The 19,429-nt window shown below is 59.4% G+C and carries 16 protein-coding genes; 8 read left to right on the forward strand and 8 right to left on the reverse strand.

What is annotated here, in order from left to right; genetic code table 11:
* Positions 1-266 precede the first annotated feature (266 nt).
* The 4 genes from OHL21_RS11030 to OHL21_RS11045 all read right to left on the reverse strand — a co-directional run bounded on the left by OHL21_RS11030 (position 267) and on the right by OHL21_RS11045 (position 6,468).
* Entirely contained in the window at positions 267-3,629 is a 3,363-nt protein-coding gene (locus tag OHL21_RS11030; RefSeq protein WP_263417323.1) for a TonB-dependent receptor, read from the reverse strand.
* A gap of 153 nt (positions 3,630-3,782) precedes the next feature.
* Positions 3,783-4,874 (reverse strand): LacI family DNA-binding transcriptional regulator, encoded by a 1,092-nt coding sequence (locus OHL21_RS11035; protein ID WP_263417324.1) that lies wholly within the window; start codon positions 4,872-4,874, stop codon positions 3,783-3,785.
* A 141-nt stretch (positions 4,875-5,015) separates the two neighbouring features.
* On the reverse strand, positions 5,016-5,534 hold the full coding sequence (locus OHL21_RS11040; protein ID WP_263417325.1) for a cupin domain-containing protein: 519 nt from the start codon (positions 5,532-5,534) through the stop codon (positions 5,016-5,018).
* Between the two features lie 538 nt (positions 5,535-6,072).
* The gene (locus OHL21_RS11045) at positions 6,073-6,468 is read right to left on the reverse strand and encodes a putative quinol monooxygenase (protein ID WP_263417326.1); all 396 of its coding nucleotides are present in this window, start codon (positions 6,466-6,468) and stop codon (positions 6,073-6,075) included.
* Between the two features lie 113 nt (positions 6,469-6,581).
* Here OHL21_RS11045 and OHL21_RS11050 point away from each other — a divergent pair, with 113 nt between their 5' ends.
* The 5 genes from OHL21_RS11050 (at position 6,582) to OHL21_RS11070 (ending at position 10,389) form a co-directional block, all read left to right on the forward strand.
* Positions 6,582-7,139 carry a hypothetical protein gene (locus OHL21_RS11050; RefSeq protein ID WP_263417327.1) on the forward strand — a complete coding sequence of 186 codons (558 nt, stop codon included), beginning with the start codon at positions 6,582-6,584 and terminating at the stop codon, positions 7,137-7,139.
* Between the two features lie 321 nt (positions 7,140-7,460).
* The gene (locus OHL21_RS11055; protein ID WP_263417328.1) at positions 7,461-8,174 is read left to right on the forward strand and encodes a hypothetical protein; all 714 of its coding nucleotides are present in this window, start codon (positions 7,461-7,463) and stop codon (positions 8,172-8,174) included.
* A 47-nt stretch (positions 8,175-8,221) separates the two neighbouring features.
* Complete coding sequence (locus OHL21_RS11060; protein ID WP_263417329.1) at positions 8,222-8,635, forward strand: hypothetical protein; 414 nt, start codon at positions 8,222-8,224, stop codon at positions 8,633-8,635.
* Positions 8,632-9,867, forward strand: coding sequence for an NRAMP family divalent metal transporter (locus OHL21_RS11065; protein WP_263417330.1), 1,236 nt, complete (start codon positions 8,632-8,634; stop codon positions 9,865-9,867). Before OHL21_RS11060 ends, OHL21_RS11065 begins: the two co-directional genes overlap by 4 nt.
* 3 nt (positions 9,868-9,870) lie before the next feature.
* Positions 9,871-10,389 (forward strand): hypothetical protein, encoded by a 519-nt coding sequence (locus OHL21_RS11070; RefSeq protein WP_263417331.1) that lies wholly within the window; start codon positions 9,871-9,873, stop codon positions 10,387-10,389.
* Positions 10,390-10,550: 161 nt separating this feature from the next.
* Here OHL21_RS11070 and OHL21_RS11075 read toward each other — a convergent pair whose 3' ends face one another.
* Positions 10,551-11,897, reverse strand: coding sequence for an aminotransferase family protein (locus tag OHL21_RS11075; RefSeq protein ID WP_263417332.1), 1,347 nt, complete (start codon positions 11,895-11,897; stop codon positions 10,551-10,553).
* Positions 11,898-12,202: 305 nt separating this feature from the next.
* Here OHL21_RS11075 and dut point away from each other — a divergent pair, with 305 nt between their 5' ends.
* The 3 genes from dut to purF all read left to right on the forward strand — a co-directional run bounded on the left by dut (position 12,203) and on the right by purF (position 16,661).
* A complete protein-coding gene (gene dut / locus OHL21_RS11080) occupies positions 12,203-12,643 on the forward strand; it encodes a dUTP diphosphatase (RefSeq protein ID WP_263417333.1) in 441 nt (146 codons plus the stop codon).
* 236 nt (positions 12,644-12,879) lie between these two features.
* Positions 12,880-15,195 carry a phosphoribosylformylglycinamidine synthase subunit PurL gene (gene purL, locus OHL21_RS11085; RefSeq protein WP_263417334.1) on the forward strand — a complete coding sequence of 772 codons (2,316 nt, stop codon included), beginning with the start codon at positions 12,880-12,882 and terminating at the stop codon, positions 15,193-15,195.
* On the forward strand, positions 15,195-16,661 hold the full coding sequence (gene purF / locus OHL21_RS11090) for an amidophosphoribosyltransferase (protein WP_263417335.1): 1,467 nt from the start codon (positions 15,195-15,197) through the stop codon (positions 16,659-16,661). Before purL ends, purF begins: the two co-directional genes overlap by 1 nt.
* 353 nt (positions 16,662-17,014) lie before the next feature.
* Here the strand turns inward: purF and OHL21_RS11095 are convergent, their stop codons facing one another.
* The 3 genes from OHL21_RS11095 to purD are packed head-to-tail and all read right to left on the reverse strand — an operon-like array spanning position 17,015 to position 19,257.
* The gene (locus OHL21_RS11095; RefSeq protein ID WP_263417336.1) at positions 17,015-17,482 is read right to left on the reverse strand and encodes a Rid family hydrolase; all 468 of its coding nucleotides are present in this window, start codon (positions 17,480-17,482) and stop codon (positions 17,015-17,017) included.
* The gene (locus OHL21_RS11100; protein ID WP_263417337.1) at positions 17,479-17,976 is read right to left on the reverse strand and encodes a DinB family protein; all 498 of its coding nucleotides are present in this window, start codon (positions 17,974-17,976) and stop codon (positions 17,479-17,481) included. Before OHL21_RS11100 ends, OHL21_RS11095 begins: the two co-directional genes overlap by 4 nt.
* A 3-nt stretch (positions 17,977-17,979) precedes the next feature.
* Positions 17,980-19,257, reverse strand: coding sequence for a phosphoribosylamine--glycine ligase (gene purD, locus OHL21_RS11105; RefSeq protein ID WP_263417338.1), 1,278 nt, complete (start codon positions 19,255-19,257; stop codon positions 17,980-17,982).
* Positions 19,258-19,429 lie beyond the last annotated feature (172 nt).

Raw genomic sequence — 19,429 nt, forward strand, 5'->3', positions numbered from 1 at the left:
TGGTATGGAGCGCGCCTTCAGCGCTTATTCTTGCCAAGCCGTCGCTAATCGATCAGCAAACAAGATTCGTTAGAACCAAACCTTTTAGCGTTCCAGCAGACGAGATCGTGAATATCCCACCCATCGCGATATCACCCCAACGAACAAGTTCGTCGGGGTGAACGTTCGCAACGCTAGGGTGGGTTCGGAGCGCCCTGAATTCGTAACAAAAACAGAGATCTAAAAATAAGAGGCGGGTAGTTGCACCCGCCTCTCAGGCCAGGAGACTAGAACGAGAAGCGACCCATGAGCTGGATTGCTCGCCCGCCGACGAACAGGTTGGTTGAGGTGATCTTTCCGAAGTTTCCGTTGGTGATGGAAGTGTTCGGATTCGCGAAGACCGGGTGGTTCAGTACGTTGGTTGCGTCGGCGCGCAGCTCAAACTTGTACTGCTCCTTGTAGAGGTTGAAGGTCTTGCCGAGCGAGGTGTTGAAGCTCACCATGCCGGGGCCGTAGACGTTGTTGCGATGGAAGTTGCCGAAGGTTCCGTTCGCAGGGATGATGTATGCCGCGTTGGTGTCAGGGCCTACCTTCTGGCCGCTCTGGCTGATGTAGGTGGTGTTGAACCAGTGATCGCGGGTGCGATCGCTGAGCGTGGGATTGCCGGCCCAGTTCGGATACATGTTGCCCGAACCGGCATAGGTCTGCGCCAGCGTTGATGGAATGGTGACGGTCATCGGGTTACCCGACTGCAGCACGTAGGTGGTAGAAAGCTGCCATCCACCGAGGGCCTGATCAACCACGTAGTTGTTGTTCAGGAAGCGCTGTCCCTTGCCGAAGGGAAGCACATAGATCACGTCTCCCTTGAAGGCGTTGCGAACATCGAAGTTCGACGGACCGTAGTTGGCTCCCACGTCGTACGAGTTCTGGTAGGTGGTGGTGCCGTTGCGGCTGCCCCACGCGGATGAGTCAAACTCGTTGAGGAACTTCGACCACACATAGCTGGCATCGAAGGACAGGCTGTGGGTCAGACGCTTCTGAAGCGTAGCCTGCAGCGAGTTGTAGTTGGCATCGGAGTTGAAGGTGCTGCCGTTGATGGTGGTGAACTGCGGGAACGGGCGGAACTGCTGATCGTTGACGGCCAGCTTGTCTACGGGCACCTGATTGATATCGCGGCTGAAGGTCAGGTTGACTGAGCGGCTGCCTACATATGCGAGGCTCGCCTTCATGTCGCTGCCGATCTGCTTCTCGACGGTGATGTTGTACTGGTGGATCTTGGTCACCGGCGTATGCTGGTTGGTGAAGTTGACACCCTGTCCGTTGTACGCGCCTGAGTCGGTCGTCGGTCCGATGTACGGGAACTGCGGATTCGCGGCTGACAGCTTACCGACCGCGGTCTGGCCGTTGCTGGTATCCGACAGCGATCCCTTGAAGCCGAAGGCCGAGCCCTCGTCGCTACCGTAGGTATCCAGGCTCCAGAGGTAGGCATACAGACCGTAGCCGCCGCGGATCACAAAGCCCGGCTGGTACTGCCAGGCAAAGCCGACGCGCGGAAGAACGGTGTCATAGACGTTGTTCTGCAACTGCGAGCGTCCGTTTGCCTTGGTGCTCGCGTACCACATGCCGCCCAGCGTGTTGGTGACACTGTTGGTCACGTTGGGATCGAAGGTACGCTGGTTGCCCTTGGTGTCAGACCAGCCTTCCATGATCTGGTAGCGCAGGCCGAGGTTGACGGTAAGGTTCGGCGTCAGCTTCCAGTCGTCCTGGATGAACATCTGCGGAGCCTTCTGGCGTCCGGCAAACTCAGGCGTGACCTGTGCTGACCAGCTGTTGATCTGCTCGGTGTAGAGATCGGCCCAGGCATTGCCCGTGGAGGCCTGATTGCCGCCTGCCGCCGTCTGGCAGTAGGTGCACTGCGTATACACGCCGGTGAAGCCGAGGGTCGATCCGTTGATGTTGCCGTATGCGGTCGAGTTGTCCTGGAAGATCATGTACTCGCCGCCGACGTGGAGGATGTGCTTGCCGCGGATCATCGTCACCACGTCCGAAGGATCGTAGTTGTGCTCCTTGTAGGTGAAGGGCGAGAGCGGCTGGTTGATGCCCGAGTAGGACGAGACGTTGAAGGTCGGAATGATGTCGAACTTCAGGTACGGGAGACCGAGTGACGGTCCAAGGCCGGTGCCCTGTGTGTCCGGGATAAAGAAGTTGAGCTGGTTGGTGTAGCCCAGACGCGCTTCGTTGATGGTGCGCGAGCTGATGTTCCACACATCGGTGATCTGCGAGTTGTAGCTGCTGACATCACCGGTCATACAAACCAGCGGGCATCCCAGACCGTTGACGTAACGTGCCGGGTTGTCACGCTCGGTGACCGATCCGGTCAGACGGTTCGACGGCGAGATGTCGTAGTCGAAGCGGCCGAAGAAGCGGCTGTAAGGATTGCTGGAGCGGAGGTTGTAGTAGTAGTTGTTCGCCGTAACGCCGGTCGTCGGGCTGGTGGACGAGTTCGGACCGTTGTAGTTCGCCTTCGGGTACAGCGCCAGCACCTTCGCGGCGGTCGGAGAGATCGGTACCTGGTTGTTCGCGAACTGGGTGCGCTTGATGTAGGTCTTTCCGCCGACCGTCACCTGCGAGGTGGTCGAAGGATCATAGACCGGAGCCATGCCGGAGAAGTCGCCGCGACGCATCGCATCGGTGGGTACAGTCTGGTAGCCGGTGCTCGCGCTCAGGCTGATGGTGCGGTCGTAGTTGAAGTAGAAGAACAGGCGGTTCTTTCCACCCAGCGACTGCGGCAGCCATACCGGTCCGCCGATCGATCCGCCGAAGTCGTGGTAACGGCGATAGGGCTTCGAGGTCTGGTAGAAGCTGCGCGCATTCAGAGCATCGTTCTGGAAGTACTCGTAGAGCGCTCCGTGGAAGGTAGAGGTCCCGCCCTTGCTGATCTGGTTCATGATCACACCGCCGGTACCGAACTGCGCGGAGAAGGCCGAGGTATTGACCTGCACCTCCTGCACCGTCTCGAAGGTCGACACGTCGGCATTGCCGGAGTGCGACAGGGCGGACGAGGCGCCGTCTGCCAGCACAGCGTTATAGGGCAGGTTGCCATTTACGGAGTAGGCCTGGCCGGTGTTGGTGGTTCCGGAGGTCGAGGTCGCGGTCGCGCCCGGAATTAGCTTGATGAAGTTCTGCCAGTCCGGCGTGGGGTTCGGCAGCTTCGACAGAACCTTGCTCTCGAGCGTGGTGGACTGCTCGCCGCTCTCAGTCTGGATCAGCGGAACATCTTCGGCCACAACGACCGAGGTCTCGGTGGTGCCTACCTTCAGTTGCGCGTTCACCGTGATGACGCCGACCTGCAATGTGATCTGCGAGCGGACGTAGCTGGAGAAGCCTTCTTTGGCGACGGTGATCTGGTAGTTGTCGGTAACGATCGGGCCGGTGTCGTACAGGCCGGATGCGTCCGTGGTGTAGGTAGTGGTGACGCCCTTGTCCTTATCGAGAACAGTGACGGTTGCTCCGGCGATCACGGCTCCTGTCGGATCAGTGACTACGCCGCGGATATCGCCTGCATTCGCATTCTGAGCCTCTGCCGAGTACGTCGCCAGAGAAAGTAAAAGAACGCCCGCTGCAGCAAGCTGCCTGCGAGAGATTGTCATATCGTGCCTCCAAATGAGCAGCCCGGTGCGCCATGAACAATCGATTGTTTTGAAAAGGCGTATTTCTCCACTCGTGAAGACAATCGATTGTTTGATAGAGACGCAGGTCTGCCGGCAGTCATTAGAGGCTTTGGCAAATAATACTGTCAAGCTCTATTTTGCAGAGGCGCGCCCAACCGGATACCGGTACGGCGCCCGGCCGGTGGACTCGCGGATGATCAGCTCGGGCTCAACGGCAATGTCGTCGCCGTCCCGCTCTCCTTTGAGACGATTAAGCAGGACCTTGGCGGCGGTTTCACCCATCTCCTGCAGCGGCTGGCGGATGGTGGTGATCGATGGCCGGGCGAAGACCGAGACGCGGATGTCATCGAAGCCGATGATCGAGACGTCCTCTGGAACGCGCAGACCGGCGTCACCGACGGCACGGATGGCGCCCAGGGCCGCGATGTCGTTGAAGCAGACGATCGCGGTGAAGTCGCGCGACTGCTTCATCAGCTTCTGCACCACGGTGTAGCCCAGCTCCGGCGAGGTGATATCCCGGTCGAGCTGCATCACCAGCCCTTCGGGAATGGAGATCTTGAAGTGCTTTGCGGCTTCGGACATGGCCGTCCAGCGGCTTTCGGAGTCGGAGCTGAAGGCCTGTCCGCGGATGAAGGCGATGCGCTTATGGCCGAGGTCGCGGAGGTGGCGCATGGTCAGCTCGGCGGCGTGCTCGTGGTTCAGCATCACGTTGGTAATGCCGGGAATGTGCGCATGGCCGGCGACGGCGACACAAGGCACCTGCAGCGACCGGGTCAGACGTGTGTCGATCGAGATGAAGCCCTGAACGCCGCGCGAGATCAGCATCTCGATGTAGGCTTCGGTCTTCTCTTCACTGTGGCGATGCTGTGCGATCAGGTAGGAGTACTGGTTGCGCTCCAACTCACTGGCGACACCGCTCAGCACCTGGGCGTGGTATTCCTCGCCGACGAGAGGCAGCAGGATGCCGACAGTGCGGGTGTCCTGCTGGCGGAGAGAGCGCGCCAGAAGGCTGGGGCTGTAGTTGAACTCTTTGGCGGCATCCTTGATGCGCTGGCGGGTGGCCTGCGAGATCGAGCGGCCGGGGACGTCGTTCAGCACCACGGAGACGGTCGAGGGGTCGACCTTCAGGTAGGCGGCAAGCTCCTTGAGGCTGATGCGTTTTCCCGTGACGGACGGCTTTGCCGGCGCCGGCTTGCGACCACGACCTTTTGTCGATTCGGACACTCGTTAGACCAGGAACACTTTCGAAGTAGCGGGCCCGCCGGCTTGGGACAGGCCCGCTCTCAGTATGCAGAATTTTCTGCCGTGCACGGAACATCTCTTTATGACGTGCTCTTATGCGACTTGGGCTACATGACCTTTTAACTAGGCGCTGGTCGCGCTGATGAGCACAAAGCTGACGCTGGTCTTGGTGACGCGCTTGTGCGGGGTCATGCGGGGGATGAAGAAGTAGTCGCCCTTCTTGAGCGTGACGGCGGTTGCTCCTTCGGAGTCGGGGCAGAGGAACTCGCCCGGCTTGGTCTGACGCGGATTCTTCGGGGTTCCGCCGACATAGTAAGTCGCCTCGCCGTCGAGAATCTGGAAGACATGGTCACGGGTCTGGTGATACTCGAACTCGGGAGCGGCCTTCGCGACCTCGTTGGTCAGCACCATGGTCACGGCAGTTCCCTTGCCATCGACCAGGTCCTTGTTGCCCGGCTTCTGATGGACGGCCTGCAGCAGCTCGGCAAGCTTCTCGGCGGTGATCGGCTGGAAGGCAACCGGAGGACCGGAAGGAGCAGCCTGCGCAGAGGCCTCCTTCGACGACAGGGCAGCAGCACCCAACCCAAGCGCGGCCGCAGACGCGGAACCGAGGAACGAACGGCGTGACGAACGTGTCTTCATACGTGAAAGCCTCTTTTCGAGGATCAGAGTATCAGGTTGGGGAGATCAGAGGCGTTGATAGCTAATTCTCCTATGCTTTGCGGATCATATGATTTTTAGTTTCGGTCTTCATAGAAAGTCAGGGGTGATTTGGGAGGCAAAATCCTTGCGCGCCACTGCGTCGATATCAAGCGGCGCCCCCCAAGCAGCCTGCCCTAGCGTTGCGAGCGTTCACCCCAACGAACAAGTTCGTCGAGGACCCCGACGGTGGGGCACCGGGCAATATATAAGCGCTGAAGGCGCGTTCTATACCAGCCTAGGGGCAACTCCCATGTTTGTTGCCCACAAGATGTTAAAGGGCTGAAGGCCCTGCGCCTTCTTTGTTATTCAAGAAAGCCCAGGGCTAAAAGCCCATTCCTACTTAGGCCAGTAACCGAGGGCTGAAAGCCCTCGGCTCCCACCCAGTTCGAGCTTCGCTCGAATATCCCACTCAGGCTTACACGTGACCACCCCGGACATAGGGAACCCAGTGCATGGGCAAAAGCTGTTGCGATGCCCATCACTTCGACTTGAGCAGCAAGGGCTCCGTCTCGATGAGCCGTAGAGACTTCACCATTTCTGCGGTCGCGCCTTTGTACTTCTTGAAATGCATCGATTGCAGATGCGCCTGGTATGCCGCCTGGTTCGCGTACATCTCGAACAGCCTGATCTGGTTGGGGTGGTCCTTTACCGCAACGGCATATAGGGCGAGGACGCCTGGCTCGACGCGGACGGATGTTTCAATCTCTTCGCGGAGGGCTGCTCGATAGGCGGTTAGCTGTGCCGCATCGATCTCCAGTTCCGCGAGCCTTACAAGGCGTTCCGGATGCATCTCAGTGGCCTGGGAAGGTGAGCTTAAGGCCAGCATTCCGGCGAGCATGGCGACGGCTGCAATCGTGAGTGTCTTTGTCTTCATTTCCTCTCCGCATTTTCTATGTTCAAAAGGTATGCTTTCGTCGATGGGAGCACGACAGGAAGAAGCTTTGCTCGAGACCTCACCAGGATCGTAGCTCCCTGCCAGGACATAGATTGAAACCAATTCTGCTTCATTTATTGACTCTTTGCCTTGTACTGTCTGCCCAACCATCCTTCGCACAAACCGCCTCTCCACCTCAAGGCCAATCGAAGGGGGAAGATGCCTCGGCGCCTCCTAAATCTCCCGACCAGGCGCTGGTGACCTTCTTCTCCAGCGGACATTTTCTGAAATCTGCCTTACCCGGATATAAGCACGGAGAGTTCCTCGGCAGAATCATGGACAAAGATGGCCAGCTTGCAATGCTGACCTTCGATCATTTCGTCACATTTCGTGTTGATGCAGGCCCGCACACCTTCTCTGCAAATTCGTGGTTGCTGCCTACCCCTCAGACGGGAGGCCACCTGAAACTGGATCTCGTTGCGGGCAAACACTATTTCGTCGGGGCCTATACGCAGTCATTCCTGTACTACACGAGATTTCGCCTTGAAGCACATACGTGTCAGGAGGCGAAGGAGATAAACGAAAAGACTGAACCTCTCGATCCGAAGCATCTCAAAGACCATGGGAAAGCCATGTACATTCCCGAAACGGCTTTTCCGGACTGCTTGTAGGAAAGGCGCTGCAACTGCAGCGGGGTAGTCCAACGTGTCCACGCACGGAGCGTTTGGCGACCGAGTGAGACGGTACGCCCTCAGGGGCTGAAAGCCCCCTTTTTACTGGCCGTTGGTGTGGGACGGCTGAAAGCCGTCCCCTTAAGCACGGCATTCGCACCTTTGGTGCGAATTGGCTGCACTGCGTGCAGCGGAAGAAGCGGGTCCTTCGCCTTCAGCTCGGGATGACAACATTTGTATCCGTCCAATCTAGACTATTGATAGCGGCTGCGGTCGTTGTTGATGCAGCGCGCCATGGAATGTGCAGAGGCCACACGTCTTATGCAGCCCCTTCCCGAGAGACACGTGGTTCCGAATGCTCCGCGGTTCTATGTCAGTGAGCGGCAGCCGATACGGCGTAGTGCTGTGCTGCTCGCGATGGTGGTGGCGATTGCCGTGCTCTTCGCGGTTGCGTATGCGTTGCGTCACAATGGGCACATTCGTTTCAGGCCGGATGAGGATGAGGTCTCACGTTCGTCCGGCAGTAGTGCTTCGGCGAGGGCTCCTGCGGATGACAACGACGATCCGAACCAGATCGACACCATTGTGCTTTCCGATCCGGCGGATGCTCCGGTGCCGGCGCGTAAGGGAGATCATGTGAGTCCGGTTCATCCCACGCTGCTGGTTCATCTGCCTCGTTATGGCAATCAGACCGGGCTGATTCCTGACAGTCCGGCGGGGCATCTGCTTTATAAGTGGCTGGCTGCTTTCAACCAGGCGAGTGCGGCCGACCTAGCCAATGCTGTTCCTACGCTGGCGAGTGACGACGTTGTTGCGGCGCAGATGGATTTGCGGGAGCAGACCGGGGGATTTGCTCTGCTGTCGGCGAAGGAGGTGCAGCCGGGGGTGCTTGTGTTTCGGCTGCATAGTCAGAAGCCGCCGGCGTTTGAAGCGCTGGGGACGTTGCAGGTGCGGGCTAATTCGAATCCTGCGAGCATTGCCAGTTTTAGTCTTCGTGGGGTTGAGCCGAGGACGAGTGCCGGGGCGGTGAAGTAAGCGCCGTCGTGGTCCAACCCGGATCAGGTTCGCAGAATCAAAGGGTTGTGCGCAGGATAACGATAACCTGTGCTCTTTCCATCCTGACTCTGAGCGTCTCCGGATGCGGTAAGAGCAAGTCTCTCAGCGATGATGAACTTCGGTCAGAGCTCAAGACTCTGGGATCTGTTGCGTCAGAGGCTGTGATGTTCTCCCGGCAGGTCCAAGAAGACAGAGTGACACGCACCTTCGCATCGGCGCATTTCAGGTATCTGCGCGACCAGGCTGATGAGGACCTTCAGACCTTAGCGAAAGCTCAAAGCTCCAATGGACACGAGACGGTATTGCAGGAGGCGCGCATGGAAGCCTCTGCCCTGCGAGAAGAACTGACAAAGCTGTCTGACGCGCCGGCCGGAAACGCGGTCGACCGCATGGACGAGATCCAGCACAAGAGCAAGAGTCTCGAGGACTCTTTGCGATGAAGAAGCTGCTTGGCATTACGCTGGGCATCATGACCGCGCTTGGCGGTTTTGTTGACCTTGGCCAGATTGTCTTTACCACGCAAGCGGGGGCTCTTTTTGGTTATCGCCTGCTTTGGGCGATCGTGCTGGGAACAGTCGCCATTATCGTCTACATGGAGATGTGCGGCCGCGTCGCCGTTGTCGCACAGGAACCGGTCTTCGCGGTGGTGCGGACGCGGCTCGGCCCGAAGCTTGGGCTGGCGACATTGATTGCGTCGAATCTGCTGAACCTTCTGACCTGCGCCGCGGAAGTAGGCGGCCTCGCGATTGGTGTCCATCTGCTTACCGGCTGGCCGGAACGAACGGTTCTGGTCGGTGTTTCAGCTTTATTAGGCGTGCTGATCTTCGTTCTGAGCTTTCAGTGGATTGAGCGGTTGTTCGGGCTCTCCGGGCTGCTGATGATCGTCTTTGCGATCTCCGCCTATACGCTCCATCCGAACTGGAGAGAACTGGTAGCTGGACTTTCGCCGACGTGGCATCCCTCGGGAAGAAATCAGATACTGCTGTATCTCTATTTCGCCGTTGGAATCTTCAGCGCCATGCTGATGGAGTATGAGGTTCATTTCTATTCGTCAGGGGCAATGGAAGAGGACTGGAAACCCGAGGATCTGAGCGAAAATCTGATGGTGGCATCGCTGGGATCGCTTCTGGGTTCTTTGCTGACCGTCGGCCTGATGGTGCTTGGCGTGATTCTGTTTTTGCCTCATGGCATTTTTCCAGAGCAATTGAGCACAGCGGTCTTTGCGGGATCGTTTCCCTTTGGGCAGAGAGTGCTGACGATCGCCATCGTCGGAACGCTTGCATGCATTGGAGGGGCGGCGGTGGAGACGGCTCTTTCGGGTGCTTATAACGTCTGCCAGTTTTTCAACTGGCCATGGGGTAAGAACCTGCCGGCGAGATCCGTGCCAATCTACACCGCGACCTGGATTGGAATGCTTGTGCTGGGGACAGTTATCGCGTTTTCCGGGGTGCGGCCTCTTCAACTTATAAATATTTCCATCATCTTCGGAATGGCCATTATGCCGCTGACCTACTACCCGATTCTGCGTGCCGCAGCCGATGAGAAGCTTATGGGTCGCCATGTAAATACCAAAGGCAATACGGCGGTGGGGATGTTCTTCCTGGCCCTTATTGTCGTGGCGGCGATTGCGGCGTTTCCGCTGATGTTGCTTACTCACTCCGGAAGGCCGTGAATCATGTTGAAGCTTGCACTCTGCGGATTGCTGTTGACGTCGTCTTTGCTGGCCCAGTCACGCCAGCTTGATCTGACGGCCGGCTACAACTATCAGAACAGCGACCAGGGACAGGGCCTGCGAACGAATCTCAACGGATGGTTCGGTGCTGCGCAGTTTGATCTTTCCCACACGCTGGCGATCACGGCCGAGGTGGATAACTATTTTGGCGCTCTGCATGGAGAGGGGGTACGGCAGCAGAACTTCGTGATTGGTCCGCAACTCACCTTCGGAGGTGAGAACGCAAAACTCAACCCATATTGCTACCTGCAGGGAGGAGACCAGCGATCCTCTTCCGCGGGCATGGTGGAACACGCGTTCAATTTACAGGTGGGTGGCGGAGTGCAATGGAAACTGAATGAGAAGCTTGCGCTGCAGGTGACACCGCTGGAATACAGTCTGGTGACTGCCGCCAGTGGGCCGACGCACAGCTTCGGCAGTAAGGTTGGCATTTCGTGGACGGTTTGGAAAGGAAGGTCTTGACGATGTCGCAGGAAGACAACTTTTGAACGGTTCACCCCACGTTCGCCCGGGACCAAGGGATCCCACATCTGCTTGCACCCCAACGAACGTAGTTCGTCGGGGACCCCGCGGCGCAGATATGGGGCACCCGGTGTATGGGCGAGGCGAAGGTCACCATTCAACTAATCCGCAACTAGCGCATCTGCGATGGCCAGGTGCTCGTCCAGCGCAGTGAGAGCGAACTCGATCTCTTCTTTGGAGACAATGAGTGGTGGGGCGATGACGAAGTGGTTCATCCAGGCCTGGAGGAAGATTCCGGAGGCCATCATCTTACCGGCGATCTGGTCGACGACCAGGGTCTTGCCGTCGAGCTTTTCCTGCCAGACATTGAAGGGTGTCTTCTTTGCCTGATCTTTTACCAGCTCGACTGCCCAGAAGAGTCCGAGGCCGCGGACGTCTCCGATGGATTTATGTTTCGCCTTCAGGGCCTGCAGCTTTTCACCGAGGTAGGCGCCTACTTCGACGGCGCGTTCTACCAGGCCTTGCCGCTGCATCTCGCGGATGGTGGCGATGGCTGGGCCCAGTGTCAATGGGTGTGCCTCATACGTGTGGCCGTGAGCGAAGAGATTGTCTTCAAAGAAGGCAGAGATCTTTTCGGAGACAGCGGTGAGACCGAGCGGGACGTAGGCCGAGGTGATTCCTTTGGCGGTGGTGAGGATGTCGGGCTGCACGCCCCAGTGGTCGATGGCGAACCACTTGCCGGTGCGTCCCCATCCGGCCATCACTTCATCGGCGATCAATAGGACATTATTTTCGTCGCAGATGCGGCGCAGCTTCTGGTAGTAGCCGGGCGGCGGGATCAGTACGCCGTTGGTGCCCACGACGGTTTCGGCAAGAACGGCGGCGACGTCGCCTTCGTTCTGGATCATGTATTCGAGGTAGTCCGCGCAGGCGATGCCGCAGTCTGGATACGAGTGCTTCAGTGGGCACTTGTAGCAGTTCACCTCGGGAGAGAAGACTACTCCGGGCAGTTTGCTGCGAGGCTCCGAGGGCCATCGGCGCGCATCGCCCGTGGCTCCGATCGAGGAGGCCGTTGAGCCATGATACGAACGATAGCGGCCGATGATCTTGGTCTTGCCGGTATACATGCGGGCGATCTTGAAGGCGGCCTCATTTGCGTCAGTGCCTGAGGTGCAGAAGAAGAACTTAGTCAGGCCTTTGGGCAGGATCTCCAGCAGCAACTGGCTCAGTTCGGCGCGCGCTGTCGTCGTGTAGGAAGGCTGGATGTATGCGAGCTCGGCGGCCTGTTGCTGGATCGACTGGATCACAGCCTGGTTGTTGTAGCCGAGGTTCACGCACATCAGCTGTGCGGAGAAGTCGAGGTAGCGCTTTCCGTTGGCGTCGGTAAACCAGCAACCGTCACCGCTAACCACGTGCAGCGGGTTCCATTGTTTGCCCCGGCGCCAGGTGCCGAAGTTGTGTTGTTTGGTGATGTCGACGACCTGCTGCGAACTGAGTGTTTCGGCCATGGTGCTGCACCCCTGCGATTGGAGATAGCAGTATAGCCAGAAACAAATGGCGGCTTGGTGGTTTTCATGGAGGCTTTACCAGGGTGGTTAAGGTAGGTTGATGTATAGAACCGGAAAGACATGGTACAGAAGCAGATTTCTCCGCTTCGCTGCGAATGACAAACAAAAAGACGGTTCGCGCGTAGCGCGAATACCCACATCTCGGCGTAGCCGAGATATGGGGCACCCAGCGTATTTGGGGCGCCCCGGTGTATGGGCCTCTTATTGAAAACCCCACAGGTTTGCGTGCAACAATCGAAACTGTCATGTCACATCCGATTACGATTCGTACCCGTCGCCTTCACCCTGAAGCTCGTTTGCCGCGCTATGCGCATGATGGTCCGTGGGGGGATCTGGCGGCTGATCTTTATGCCGCTGAGGCTACGACACTCACGCCGGGGCAGACGGCTCTGGTGCCTACCGGATTGGCCATGGAGTTTCCGGATAACTATGGGGCGCTGGTGCAGGACCGTTCCGGCCTGGCCGTGAAGGGTGTCACCACGCTGGCCGGTGTTATCGATCCTGGGTATCGGGGTGAGATCAAGGTGGTGATCACTAACCTGTCGCAGCAGCCGATCACGCTGGCGGTTGGTGATCGTGTGGCGCAGCTTCGTATTGTGCAACGGTTGACGGCGCACTTTGAGGAGTCTGAGGTGATTGCTGAGGCTCCGCGTGGGGCCGGTGGTTTTGGGTCGACTGGGGCATAAACGAGGCGAGATAGTTTCTGGGTAGAGAAGCGGATTTCTCCGCTGTCGCTACGAGATGACAAAAAAAAGCAGATCGAGCTGCGCTCGACGTCCCAGGTCCCTTGGGGGGACCTGGGCCAAACACGGTGTGGGCTAACTCTTTCAAATAGCGGGAAATCCACGGGTGCACTGTTTCCGGTGCAGCCGTCGCGCACTGTAACCGGGCAGCAACGTGCGACAATCAAGGTAGCCAAGCTATGCCTAACGAAACGCAAGCCCAGGCCACCCAAGTTCCCACTCCGGCTCGCATAACTCCCGAGCTGCTCAAACTGCACAGCATTACCGCCGAAGAATACGCTCGTATTGAGCAGGCGCTCGGCCGTACTCCGTCGCTGACGGAGCTGGGCATCTATTCGGTGATGTGGAGCGAACATTGCTCCTATAAGTCGTCGCGCGTCCATTTGAAGCGCCTTCCCACGAAGAGCGAGCTGGTCGTCCAGGGTCCTGGCGAGAACGCCGGCATCATCGACGTCGGCGACGGCTGGGCATGCGCCTTTAAGATCGAGAGCCACAACCATCCCAGCTACATTGAGCCCTACCAGGGCGCGGCGACGGGTGTTGGCGGCATTCTGCGCGACATCTTCACCATGGGTGCGCGTCCGCTGGCGGTGATGGATTCGCTCCGCTTCGGTCCGCTGGACGACACAACGCTGCCCAAGGAGATCACGCACAAGAATCACGCCGTGGTTGAGGGTGTGGTTCACGGCATCGCCGGTTACGGCAACTGCTTCGGAGTTCCTAACCTGGGCGGCGAGACGCGGTTTGAGCCCTGTTACAGCGGCAATCCGCTGGTGAACGCCTTTGCGCTGGGCCTGGTGAAGCGCGATGAGATCTTCTATGCCAAGGCGACCGGTATTGGAAATCCGGTGATCTATGTCGGCGCTAAGACCGGCCGCGACGGTATCCATGGCGCGACCATGGCCAGCGAGGAGTTCAAGGAAGGCTCGGAACAGAAGCGCCCGAATGTGCAGATGGGCGATCCGTTTATGGAGAAGCTGCTGCTCGAGGCCTGCCTCGAGGTGATGCAGATTCCGGGCGCGGTTGCGGGTATTCAGGATATGGGCGCCGCAGGGCTGACCTGCTCCACTTGCGAGATGGGCGCCCGTGGCGGCGTCGGGCTCGAGGTCGAGCTGGACAATGTGCCCCAGCGCGAGACCGGCATGAACAGCTACGAGATCATGCTGTCGGAGTCGCAGGAGCGCATGCTGCTGGTGGCCAATGAGGGCCGCGAGCAGGAGGTTCTGGATGTCTTCGCCAAGTGGGGTCTGGATGCTCGCATCGTCGGTAAGGTGATTGCCCAGAACCGGATGCGCATCTTCCATCACGGTGAGCTGGTGGCTGACCTGTCGAATGAGTCGCTGACGGACGATGCTCCGCTCTATCACCGTCCGGTTGGCACCTGGGCGCCTCCGGTGGCGAAGGAAGCTCCGGCGGGTGTGCTGGATAAGGCTGTGGACTATACCGCCGCGCTGACAAAGCTGCTGGCCGCCTCGAATATCTGCGACAAGCGCTGGGTCTTTGAGCAGTACGACTCGATGGTGCAGACCAACACGGTGCAGGGCCCGGGCAATGAGGCAGGTGTGATGCGCATCAAGGGCACCAGCCGCGCGCTTTCGATGGCGCTGGCGGGCAATGGACGGTGGTGCTATCTCGATCCGCTGACCGGCGCGAAGCACGCGGTCGCCGAGGCGGCACGTAAGGTCGCCTGCACCGGCGCGAAGCCGGTGGCCGCGACCAACTGTCTGAACTTCGGTAATCCGGAGAAACCCGAGATCATGGCGCAGCTCTCTGCCGCGATCGACGGTATCGCAGAGGCCTGTAACGCGCTGGGCACCCCGGTGACCGGCGGCAATGTCTCGCTCTACAACGAGACGCGCGGCGTGGGCATCTATCCGACTCCGGTGCTGGGTATTGTCGGCATTCTGGACGACGTCACCAAGGCGACTCCGGCGCACTTCAGCCAGGCTGGCGATGTCATCGTGTTGATCTCGCCCAATACCGCCAAGCCGTCTAACTGGCAGGCGGAGTTTGGTTCGACCGAGTTTGCCAAGACCGTTGTGGGCGAGCTGTGGGGTGTTCCTCCGGCGATCGACCTGGACAACGAAGCGGCACTGCACCAGATGTTGCAGCTGCTGGCGCGGCGGAACTTCATTACCTCGGCCTCTGATATTTCGGACGGCGGCCTGGCGGTTGCACTGGCGAAGGCCACCTTCCGCGCGGGTCTGGGCGCCGAAGTGAAGATCGATACCGAGCTGGGCGGGCTGCAAACCCTTTTCAGCGAGCCGGCGACCACCGTCCTGGTGACCTGTTCGCATAAATCTGTAGAAGCCCTGGTGGGCACGATCGAGAAGGATGGTACATTGATGGCGCAGCCGATCGGCACAGTGACAGCGGAGGCAACGCTGTCGGTCACGGTAGGCAGTGAGAACGTGATCCGCGCGGCTGTTGGTGAGTTGAAGCAGGTCTGGTCCCAGGCTCTTGAATCACGCCTGGCGACGGAGGTGCTGGCGTAATGAATCACGTACAGCCGGACGAGATCGAACTCGACGCCACTCCCTTTGACAAGCTGCGCGAAGAGTGCGGCGTGATGGCGGTGTACGGTCACCCTGAAGCCGCGCGCATGACCTACTGGGGCCTGTACTCGCTGCAGCATCGCGGGCAGGAGTCGGGTGGTATCGCCACCTCGAACGGCGAAGACATTATCGACGTCAAAGGCATGGGCCTGGTCTCGGAGATCTTCACTGACGACGTCCTGCAGAAGCTTCCCGGGCAGATGGCCATTGGCCACACCCGCTACTCCACCACGGGCGACTCGGCACTGCTGAACGCGCAGCCGATCCGGGTGGAGTCGACCAAGGGTTTGATCGCGATTGCGCATAACGGCAACCTGGTGAACCTGGGCACCGCTAAGGAGCGTCTGGAGCGCGACGGAGCAGTCTTCCAGACGACGAGCGATACCGAGATCATCGTGCAGTTGATTGCGCACTCCGCGGAGACGACGCTGGTCGACTGCATCGCCGACTCGCTCTCGCAAGTTGACGGCGCCTTCTCCATCGTGATGATGACGCGCAACCGCATCTTCGCGGCGCGCGATCCTCGCGGCTTCCGTCCGCTATGCATGGGCCGTATTCCCGGCGTCGACGGCAAGCCCGATACTTTTGTTTTCGCCTCGGAGACATGCGCTCTGGATCTGCTGCACGCCAAGTACGAGCGTGATGTGCAGCCGGGGGAGCTGGTGATGGTTTCGGAAGACGGCGTCACTTCGCGCTACTTCAACACCACCACCAAGCAGGCAAGCTGCATCTTCGAGCATGTTTACTTCGCGCGCCCTGATTCGAAGGTCTTTGGCCGTTGGGTGCAGAAGAGCCGCGAAGAGATGGGACGCCAGCTCGCGCGCGAGTCGGCTGTAGAAGCCGATCTGGTGGTTCCAGTGCCGGACTCCGGTGTGACCGCCGCTATCGGCTATTCCGCTGAATCAGGCATTCCGTTCAACTTTGGCCTGATCCGTAACCACTATGTGGGCCGTACCTTCATCGAGCCGACACAGCGGGTGCGCGACTTTGGCGTGCGTATGAAGCTGAATCCGTCGCGTGCGCTGCTGGAAGGCAAGCGGATCATCCTGATCGATGACTCGATCATCCGCGGCACCACGAGCCGTAAGATCGTCCGCATGTGCCGCGCCGCCGGAGCTAAAGAAGTGCATATGCGCATCTCTTGTCCGCCGACGATTTCGCCTTGCTTCTATGGTGTCGATACGCCCAGCACCAAGGAGCTGATCGCGGCCAATAACACCATCGATGAGATCTGTAAGTTTATCGAGGCGGACTCGCTAGCCTATCTGTCGCTTGGTGGTGTGTTGAAGGCATGTGGAGCGTATGAGCCGCATGGCAACAGTTATTGCACGGCATGTTATACGGGGAACTATCCGACGCAATGGGTAGATGTGGATGAGATTCTGCCGGCGGTGGCGAAGGTTTAGGCCGGGTAGGTGGGAGCAGCGGGCTTCAGCCCGCTGATAAAGGATAAAAAGTGAATGGGCTTTAGCCTTGGGCCTTTCGTTACAGAAAGAAAAGGCCCAGGGCTAGGAAGCCCATTTCTTTTAGAGCCGATAGACCGTGGGCTGAAAGCCCACGCCTCTACCCCTGCCAGCAAAGCTGGCTGGGGACCCCGATGCTCCCAGCTGATTCGAGCTTCGCTCGAATAGTTCACCTCAGCGAACCAAATTCGCCGGGACCACAACATTCCCACCCATCGCGCTCCCACCCCACCGAACACGTTCGGAGGGAACCCCGATATGCGATGGATGAGGCACCCAGTGTATGGGTTCGCCCCCTACTTCTTCGAGCGGGCGGCTACGACCATGACTTCGATCAGGCCGGTGGGGACTACCAGGCGGCTGACCTGGACTGTGGCGCGGACTGGTTTGTTGGGTTGTTCTTTGCTTCCGAAGCGTGACTGGTAGGCGCGGTTCATGCCGTCCAGGTCCATGACGCCCGTCTTAGGGTCGGGTGCGAGGAAGACCTGCATCTGTACGATATCGCCGAGACCGAGGCCTTGTTCTTTCAGTACCTTCTCGATGTTGCGGAAGGCGCCGAGGGTCTGCTGTTCGGTGTTCTGGTGAAAGACCGGCGGTGTGCCCGGCTCATCCGGCGTGCCCATGACACCGCAGACGTAGAGCAGGTCGCCTACCCAGATCGCCGGCTCAATCTTTACATCCGGTGCGCCGAGGCGCTTCACGACTACTCCCTGTTGGGCGAAGAGGGTGCCGGAGAGCAGCAGAGCGGCCATTGCACGTTTCATATCCGTCTCGCGGCTACGAAGAGGTAGTCCAGAGGGAACTTCATGGTGATTCCGTGCTGACGCAACAGCGTGGTGATCTGCGCGTAGTGGCGGATGGCGTGGGTCAGCGCGTGGAAGAAGATTGCCTTGCGCGTCGCTACCATCGCGCCGAGGGAGCGAGTGACGAACTCGATCTCTTCGTCCCAGTTCACATTGCTGTCGGCAAGCACCTTCCGATAAAGCTCCAGCGCGCGGTCGTGCGTGGCGTAAACTTCGGCCACAGTGCCGTAAGGAATCGTGTCGTACTCGGTCGTCGGCACTCCTGCCAGACGTTCGGCGTAGCGCAGCTCGACAGCGACGATGTGCTGTAGCAGGCCGCCGAGCGTGCTTGCCTTTGCGATATCGCAGGGGAGGGCGAGAGCCTCAGGATGCTGTTCCAACAGACCACGGAAGCGGTCTGAGGTCTGGGTGTGCCACAGTAACATCTCGTCTGCGGAGAGAACAGGTGCGCTCATGCTTTATCCTTCCTTTGCCAGGGCACGATGCCCGATATCACGGCGATAGAACATGCCTTCGAACTGAATGCTTTCCAGCCGGCCGTAGACCATCGCCAGTGCAGTCTTGAGATCGTCGGCAGCGGCGGAGACTGCGAGCACGCGTCCGCCGGCGGTGCGGAACTCGCGGTCCATGAGCGAGGTTCCGGCATGGAAGACCTGCACGGCGCCGGTGTCGCTGGTCGGGGTGAGGCCATCGATCTTCAGACCGGAACGATAGCTGCCGGGGTAGCCTCCGCTGGCCGCGATCACGCAGGCGCTGGCGCCGGGCTTCAGACGGACAGCGATCTCATTCGCGCGACCGTCGATGGCGGAATCGAAGAGGTCGAAGAGGTCGGTCTCCAAACGAAGCACGATTGCTTCGGTCTCGGGATCGCCCCAGCGTGTGTTGAACTCCAGCACCATGGGGCCGCGAGCCGTCATCATGAGGCCGCAGAACAGGATGCCGGTGAAAGGCGTGCCCTCCAGCGCCATGCCGTCGACGACGTTCTGAGTGACGTGCGTGGTGAGCCAATCCACCATCGTGGGTTCCAGAAGAGCGTCAGTGCAGTATGCGCCCATGCCGCCGGTGTTCAGGCCGGTATCACCCTCGCCGACGCGCTTATGGTCCTGCGCTGCAGCGATGGGAATGGCGTGGGCGCCATCGCAGAGTGCGAAAAAGCTGACCTCTTCGCCTTCCAGGAACTCTTCCAACACCAGGCGGGTGTCGCTCGATCCGAGCAGCGAGCCGGAGAAGATGCCGGCGGCGACCTCTTCTGCCTCCGCCTTGGTCTGGCAGATGACTACGCCCTTCCCGGCTGCGAGGCCATCGGCCTTCACCACCAGAGGCGTATGGAAGATTGGCAGCGACTTCCGCACCTCTTCCAGAGAGGCGCAGACGGCGTAGTGTGCCGTCGGAATGCGGCGGCGCTGCATGAATTCCTTGGCGAAGGCCTTGCTGCTCTCCAACTGGGCTGCGGCCTGCGTGGGTCCGAAGACGCGGAGACCGCGCTGCTGCATGGCATCGACGATGCCGGCGGCGAGGGGGACCTCTGGGCCGATGACGGTCATCCCGGGCTGTTCCTGCTCGACGACGGCGAGCATCGAGGGAATGTCTTTCACATCCGCAGGAAGGCAGCGCGCGATGGCGGCGATGCCGCCGTTGCCGGGCGCACAGACGACTTCACTTACTTTGGGACTCTGCTGCAACGACCAGACGAGAGCGTGTTCGCGTCCGCCTCCACCGATTACCAGAACCTTCATATGCTTCGAGCCTAGCAAACTTTTGTGGCTTCCTTGCCCACCCTCACTCCGTGAGGGTGGGGCACCCAGGTGGGATCACAAAAAAAGCGGTTCGCGCGAAGCGTGAATACCCACATCTCAGCGTGGCCGAGATATGGGCACCCGGTGTATGGGCTGGATTATTCAATCATTC

This window comes from Terriglobus albidus (assembly GCF_025685425.1).
GTDB classification, from domain to species: domain Bacteria; phylum Acidobacteriota; class Terriglobia; order Terriglobales; family Acidobacteriaceae; genus Terriglobus; species Terriglobus albidus.

Coding starts and splice junctions, on each gene's coding strand:
- OHL21_RS11095 (WP_263417336.1), bottom strand. CDS start 17,482: ATGAAACGTGCAATGGCCGCTCTGCTGCTCTCCGGCACCCTCTTCGCC.
- dut (WP_263417333.1), top strand. CDS start 12,203: ATGTCACATCCGATTACGATTCGTACCCGTCGCCTTCACCCTGAAGCT.
- purD (WP_263417338.1), bottom strand. CDS start 19,257: ATGAAGGTTCTGGTAATCGGTGGAGGCGGACGCGAACACGCTCTCGTC.
- OHL21_RS11070 (WP_263417331.1), top strand. CDS start 9,871: ATGTTGAAGCTTGCACTCTGCGGATTGCTGTTGACGTCGTCTTTGCTG.
- OHL21_RS11075 (WP_263417332.1), bottom strand. CDS start 11,897: ATGGCCGAAACACTCAGTTCGCAGCAGGTCGTCGACATCACCAAACAA.
- OHL21_RS11065 (WP_263417330.1), top strand. CDS start 8,632: ATGAAGAAGCTGCTTGGCATTACGCTGGGCATCATGACCGCGCTTGGC.
- purL (WP_263417334.1), top strand. CDS start 12,880: ATGCCTAACGAAACGCAAGCCCAGGCCACCCAAGTTCCCACTCCGGCT.
- OHL21_RS11040 (WP_263417325.1), bottom strand. CDS start 5,534: ATGAAGACACGTTCGTCACGCCGTTCGTTCCTCGGTTCCGCGTCTGCG.
- OHL21_RS11100 (WP_263417337.1), bottom strand. CDS start 17,976: ATGAGCGCACCTGTTCTCTCCGCAGACGAGATGTTACTGTGGCACACC.
- OHL21_RS11055 (WP_263417328.1), top strand. CDS start 7,461: ATGCAGCCCCTTCCCGAGAGACACGTGGTTCCGAATGCTCCGCGGTTC.
- OHL21_RS11045 (WP_263417326.1), bottom strand. CDS start 6,468: ATGAAGACAAAGACACTCACGATTGCAGCCGTCGCCATGCTCGCCGGA.
- purF (WP_263417335.1), top strand. CDS start 15,195: ATGAATCACGTACAGCCGGACGAGATCGAACTCGACGCCACTCCCTTT.
- OHL21_RS11030 (WP_263417323.1), bottom strand. CDS start 3,629: ATGACAATCTCTCGCAGGCAGCTTGCTGCAGCGGGCGTTCTTTTACTT.